Below are 6331 nucleotides of genomic sequence, written 5' to 3'. Positions count from 1 at the left end.
AGCGGTGAGCGCACCCCCCTGTGTGCCGCTCACCGCTCCACGCGTTCCCCCGCCCCGGCCCGGGTGCCCCCTCGCACCCCCGGGTCCCCCCACTTTTCCCCCGCACGGTGTCTATCCATCCGATCCCCGCTATTCACCCGACCGGGCAGGCGCTCGGAGTGAATGGAGGGAGCGCAAGGGGGCGCATCCGCCGGGCGGCGGAGCGGCGGGCGGCGGACCGGCCCCGATACCGATGAGTGCCGAGGACCACGGGCATGGCAGTCTTAGACCTGCGTGGCCGCGGGATCCGTGGTCACGCCAGACAGGATCAGGCAACTACAGGGTTCGGGCGAGGAGCGGTCACAGTGCAGCGCTGGCGTGGCTTGGAGGACATCCCCCAGGACTGGGGACGCAGCGTCGTCACCATCGGCTCCTACGACGGTGTGCACCGGGGCCATCAACTGATCATCGGGCAGGCCGTGGAGCGCGCCCGCGCGCTGGGCCTGCCGTCCGTCGTCGTCACCTTCGACCCGCACCCCAGCGAGGTCGTCCGGCCCGGCAGCCACCCGCCGCTGCTGGCCCCGCACCACCGCCGCGCCGAGCTGATGGCCGCGCTGGGCGTGGACGCGCTGCTGATCCTGCCGTTCACGGCCGAGTTCTCGCAGCTGTCCCCGGCCGACTTCATCGTGAAGGTGCTGGTCGAGGCGCTGCACGCGAAGCTCGTCATCGAGGGCCCCAACTTCCGCTTCGGCCACCGGGCCGCCGGCAACACCGCGTACCTGGCCGAGCAGGGCGAGACGTACGACTACGAGGTCGAGGTCATCGACCTCTTCGTGCGTGGCGAGGCAGGCGGCGGCGTGCCGTTCTCGTCGACGCTGACCCGCACGCTCGTCGCCGACGGCGACGTCGAGGGTGCCGCCGAGATCCTCGGCCGGCCGCACCAGGTCGAGGGCGTCGTGGTGCGCGGTGCGCAGCGCGGCCGCGAGCTGGGCTACCCGACCGCGAACGTCGACACCCTCCCGCACACCGCGATCCCCGCGGACGGCGTGTACGCGGGCTGGCTGACGGCGGGCGGCGAGCGGATGCCGGCGGCGATCTCGGTCGGCACGAACCCGCAGTTCGACGGCAAGGAGCGCACGGTCGAGGCGTACGCCATCGACCGCGTGGGCCTGGACCTCTACGGCCAGGTCGTGACGGTGGACTTCCTCGCTTACGTCCGGGGGATGGCGAAGTTCGAGTCCCTGGACGGACTTCTGGAGGCCATCGCGGACGACGTGAAGCGCTCCCGCGAGCTGACGGAGGCGTACGACACGGCGGCCGCGGCGCGGTGACTCCGGCCCTGACGGGCTGACCGGCGCGTGTACGGCGAGGGCCCGCACCCGCCCGTCCTTCGGGGGACGGGCGGGTGCGGGCCCTCGGCGCGTGCGCGTGCGCCTGCGCTCAGGGACGGTGGGGGTGCGGGTGGCCCCACGGGGGGACGCCCTTCGCCTGCTGGGCGCGGGTGAAGTCCTCGGCGACCAGGGTCGCGAGGTCGAAGTACGCCTCCCGGGTCCTGGGCCGCATCATGTCGAGGTCGACCTCCGCGCCGGCGGCGAGGTGTTCGTCGAACGGGACGACGACCACGCCGCGGCACCGCAGCCGGAAGTGCTGCACGATGTCGTCCACCTTGATCATCCTGCCGGTCTCGCGGACCCCCGAGATGACGGTCAGCGACCGGGACACCAGTTCGTGGTAGCCGTGCGCGGACAGCCAGTCGAGCGTGGTGCTCGCGCTGCTGGCCCCGTCCACGGACGGCGTCGAGACGATGATCAGCTGATCGGCCAGATCGAGCACCCCGCGCATGGCCGAGTACAGCAGCCCGGTGCCGGAGTCGGTGAGGACGATCGGGTACTGCCGGCCGAGGGTGTCGATGGCACGCCGGTAGTCCTCGTCGTTGAAGGCGGTCGACACGGCCGGATCGACGTCGTTCGCGATGATCTCCAGCCCGGACGGCGCCTGCGAGGTGAACCGGCGGATGTCCATGTACGAGTTCAGGTGCGGAATGGCCTGCACGAGGTCCCGGATGGTCGCCCCGGTCTCGCGGCGCACCCGGCGGCCGAGCGTGCCGGCGTCGGGGTTGGCGTCGATCGCGAGGATCCGGTCCTGCCGCTCGGTGGCCAGGGTCGCGCCGAGCGCGGTGGTGGTCGTCGTCTTGCCCACACCGCCCTTGAGGCTGATGACGGCGATCCGGTAGCAGGACAGCACCGGCGTCCGGATCACCCCCAGCTTCCGCTGCCGCTCGGCCTCCGCGGCCTTCCCCACGAACCGGAACAGTCCTCCGCCGCCCCCGCCCCGCCCGCTCCGGGCCTTCTGCCGCCCCCGCAGCAGCCGCTCGGAGGTCAACTCGACGCCGGCGGTGTAGCCGAGGGGGGTGGCGTCCGGGGGAGCGGGCGCCGGGACGGGCGCCTGGATGGGCGGCGGGGCGGGCGGCGGAGCGGTGTGGCCCGGGCCGGGCTGCGGGTGCGGGTGCGGCTGACGCCGCGGGGCGGATGCCGCCGTGCGCGGGTCCGCGGGCGGACCGGCCGCCGCCCACGGCGCACCGGGCGCAGGCGCGGCCGGCTGCGCGACCGGCGGCGCCGCAGCGGGTCGGGCCGGCGGCACGACGGGCATCGGCGGAACCCGTGTGGTCGACGGCGATACGAGATCACCCGGACGCGCTACGCGCCCCCTGCCCGCCCCCGCCCCCGCCCCGAACTCGGCGGGCACGGCGTCCCGGGGCCCGCCTCCCGGCGGAGCCGCGGCCGGGGCCTGCGCATCCGGCGCGGGGAAGTCTGCCGGGGGCGCTCCGTCAGCCGGTACGACCGCCGCCGGCGCGGATCCGCGCGGGGCGGCCGGCGGCGGTACGACGCCCTGAGGTGCCGCGTGCTGCTGGATGCCCTCCTGCGGGGTGGCACCCGCCGGTCCGGTGGTCCCGGGCGGTGTGTCCTGAGGGGGCGTGTGCGCGGGTACGGCGTCCCGCGGGGGTGCGCTGACGGGTGCGGTGTTCTGCGGGGTGGCGCCGGCCGGTCCGGTGGTCCGGGGCGGTGGCGTGTCCTGCGGGGCGGCGTGTGGGGGTACGCGGTCCTGGGGGGCTGCGCTGTGGGGGACAGCGTTCTCCCGTGGTGCATCGAGCGGTGCGGTGTGCGGGGGAGGGGCGTCCTGAGGGGCTGAAGGCTGCGGAGGCACCGTGCCCTGTGGCGGCGCGCCGACTGCGGTGCCATCCGGCGCGGCCGTGTCCCCGGTGAACGGCCCTACCCCGGCGGATGCTCCGGCGGCACGACCCGCCGCGAAGGGCGTCGGTTCCGTGAGCGGGTGCGGAGCTCCGTCGTACCCCGTGGCGGGGGAGGGCACGGCACCCGCCCCGGGTGCCGCGGCGAGACCGCTCCCGTGCACGGGCAGGCCGTCCGCGGCCACCGGCTCGGTCCCCGAGGCGGCCGCGGACCTGTCGCGGGCGGCGGGCAGTGCATCGGCGACCGGGCCACCGTCAGGTCCGGGCGCGACCGCCGGCCCGGTCCCGGGCGCAGCCCCGTACGGGGACACCGGCGGCGCCTCCACGGCCGGGGCGTCGTGGAGCCCCGTCGTGACGAAGCTCCCGGCATCCGGCTCGGGCGCGGCCGGCGATCCGGGAGCAGGTGCGCCCTGCGGAGCCGCACCGGAGCCGTCGGGAGCGGCGGGCCCGGAACCCGTCCCTGCTCCGGCCCCGGACAGCCGTGAGCCGGCCGCCGCCGGGCCGTCGTGACCGCTGAGACCGCCGTGACCGCCGTGACCGCCGTGAACACCGGCGAGCCGTGGCCCCGGCGTCCCGCCCGGCCCGAGGGCGTCCCGCGGCGGCACCGGGAGTCCGTCCACGACCGGAGCCGGTGGCGGATCGTACGTTTCCGATGCGGGGGCCGGGGCGCCGGGAACGGCGTCCGCGGGCTGGGCGACGGCCTCGTCGGAGGGCGCTGCGGCAGCTGTGAACTGTGCCGGTACGGCCGCCTCGTCCGCCACGGGGGAGGGCGCGTACGGGTCGGCCGGCGGAGCCCCGCCGGTGTCCGCGGGCGGCCCGGACGCCCGGTCCGCTGCGGGCTCCCGGCCGTGCGGGAGGAACGAGACCGTATCGCCAGAGCTCATCTCGGGCCGGTACGAACCCACTTGGGCCTCCGCCGCGGTCGGCCGCTCGCCCGGTGCCGTCGGACCGCCGGCCGTGGGCGGGGCCGGCGGGAGGGGGACCGCTGCCGTCGGTGTGCAGCCGGGGGCGGCCACGGACGGCAGTTCCGGTGACGGGACGGCCGAGGGCGGGGCGGCCGGGTCCGGGGCGAAGGAGGCCACCGGTTGCAGGCCGGGGTGCGGTGGGGCGGCAGGATGCGCGGTGGCCCAGGGCTCGTAGCCGCTGCCGGGCGGCAGTCCCGGGACGCCGCGGACGGCGGATGCGGGGTCACCCTGCAAGTACCAGGGCAGCGTCGAATAGTCGGGGGTGAACCCGCCCGTCTCCTCGCGCTCCGCTTCGGACTGGTCATCCGGCGGTACGTCCCAGGCCTCGCCGCGGTTCTCGTTCCGATCGCCGGTCAATCGTCCTCCTGGTTTCCTCGCGTACCGGCACGCCCACCCCCGGGCGGCGCGCCCACGGCCAGCCTAATCGGGCCCCGCCCGCCCGCGCCCCGCTCCACGCACCCGCCACGCCACGGGCACAACTGCCCGTCCGGGCGCGACGGGTGGACCACATGGCGCCCCCCGCCGGCAGGTGGCGCCCGCCAGTCGGACGGCTCCACCACCCGCCCCGCACACCTGCAAGGCTGTGGAGTCCCGCCCCCGCCCTCCGACGCAAGGGACTTGGCATGGCCGTCATCCACCACACCGAGCTCAAACCGACCAAGCTGGAACTGCTCACCACCTGGCTGCCGACCCGCCCCTGGTACCGCGGCGACACGGCCGGGCCGGTGCTGGCGAAGGCCGGCGGCTTCCGGCTGGACGACCCGGAAGGCGAGGTCGGCATCGAGTTCATGGTCGTCACCGACGCCTCGGGCCCGCATCCGGCCTCGTACCTGATCCCGCTCACCTACCGCGGCGCCCCGCTCGACGGCGCCAGCCACGCCCTCGTCGGCACCATGGAGCACGGCGTACTCGGCCACCGCTGGGCCTACGACGGCACCCACGATCCCGTACTGATCGCCCAGCTGGCCGCCCTGCTCGAAGGCCGGACCGAAGCCCAGCAGCAGAGCATCAGCAACACGCCCGACCCCGAAGTGACCGCTTCCCCGGCCGGCCGGGGCCTCTTCGCGGCCCACTTCACCGCTCCGGCCCCTGGCTCCGGCTCCCCCGCGCCCACCGGGTTCACCGTCACCGACGACAAGGACGGCACCGAGGTGAAGGCCGCCCACGGCAACGCAACGCTCCGCCTCCTCCGCCTCCTCCGCCCCGGCCTCCACGCCCCCCAGGAGGCGGCCGGTCACATCGAGGGCGCCTGGCAGCTCCCGGACGACACGCGCGCCCGCGGGCTGTTCGCCGCCGCCCACATCTGAGCCGCGACGGGGCCGCGCGCGGCCGACCGTACCGGCTGCCGGGTGCGGCCCCCGGCGGAAGGCGCCACGCCACCGGCCGCGCCCCGTCGGCCCCGCCCCTCACCGCCCCCACCGCCTTCGTTCCCCTTCCGTCCGCCGTCCGTCCGCCTCAGTACGTTGGATCAACCCGCCGTGGCACCCCCAGCAACCCCATCTCCATCTCCGTCCCCTCGGTCGCCACCAGCCGCTGCTCGCGGCGCGTACACCACAGCGTGACCCCGTCCGCGAGAGTGGGCAGAGCAGCCGCCACCTCCGCCGGCAGGTGCAGGAGGCGCGCCAGCCGGCCCGCCTCCTCCGGCGACACCCGCTGCACTCCGGTGACGGACGACCGCGCCGGGAGCCACCGGTCCTCCGGCCCCAGACACGGCAGCAGCGTCAGGACGCACTGCCAGGGCGCGGCGGCGACCCGTCTCCGCGGCGGGCGCGTGCCGCAGTCGCGCACCACCAGGACCGGCCCGTGCGCCGAGGGCCGCTGCTCCGGCACCCGGCCCGGCCCGTGCAGGGTCAGCCCGGGCGGGTCACCGCCGACCGCCTGCGCGAGCGTCGTCCACGCCGCAGCCCGGCCCGTCTCGACCACCACCCGCGCACCGGTGCCCACCACCCGCACGGCCAGTACCTGCGCGGTCCACAGCCCGCCGATCAACGTCACCTCGTACGGATCCGCCCGGTGCACACCCAGTACCGCCGGACGGCCGTCCGCGTCCACTCCGACCACCACGCCGTCGTCCCCCAAGGGGACCGTCCACAAGCCGAGTTCGGAGACACGGACCGCATGCCGGTCACGCCCGCCGCGC

At 76.1% G+C, this 6331-nt stretch carries 3 protein-coding genes and 1 pseudogene; 2 read left to right on the top strand and 2 right to left on the bottom strand.

Annotated elements, in window-relative coordinates; all coding sequences use genetic code 11:
• Positions 1-344: 344 nt before the first annotated feature.
• A complete protein-coding gene (locus LG634_RS34850; RefSeq protein WP_226740094.1) occupies positions 345-1310 on the top strand; it encodes a bifunctional riboflavin kinase/FAD synthetase in 966 nt (321 codons plus the stop codon).
• A 121-nt stretch (positions 1311-1431) separates the two neighbouring features.
• Here the strand turns inward: LG634_RS34850 and LG634_RS38570 are convergent.
• Positions 1432-4110: pseudogene (locus LG634_RS38570) on the bottom strand (MinD/ParA family ATP-binding protein); the annotation flags it as partial.
• 704 nt (positions 4111-4814) lie between these two features.
• On the opposite strand from LG634_RS38570, the gene LG634_RS34840 reads away from it, so the two are divergent.
• Entirely contained in the window at positions 4815-5498 is a 684-nt protein-coding gene (locus LG634_RS34840; protein WP_226740090.1) for a maltokinase N-terminal cap-like domain-containing protein, read from the top strand.
• 148 nt (positions 5499-5646) lie between these two features.
• Here the strand turns inward: LG634_RS34840 and LG634_RS34835 are convergent, their stop codons facing one another.
• The gene (locus tag LG634_RS34835; protein WP_308072745.1) at positions 5647-6255 is read right to left on the bottom strand and encodes a hypothetical protein; all 609 of its coding nucleotides are present in this window, start codon (positions 6253-6255) and stop codon (positions 5647-5649) included.
• Between the last annotated feature and the right edge of the window lie 76 nt (positions 6256-6331).

Source organism: Streptomyces bambusae (genome assembly GCF_020532645.1).
In the GTDB taxonomy this organism is placed as follows: domain Bacteria; phylum Actinomycetota; class Actinomycetes; order Streptomycetales; family Streptomycetaceae; genus Streptomyces; species Streptomyces bambusae.
Note: the sequence above shows the minus strand (reverse complement) of the source record. Positions and strands in the feature narration are given on the sequence as shown.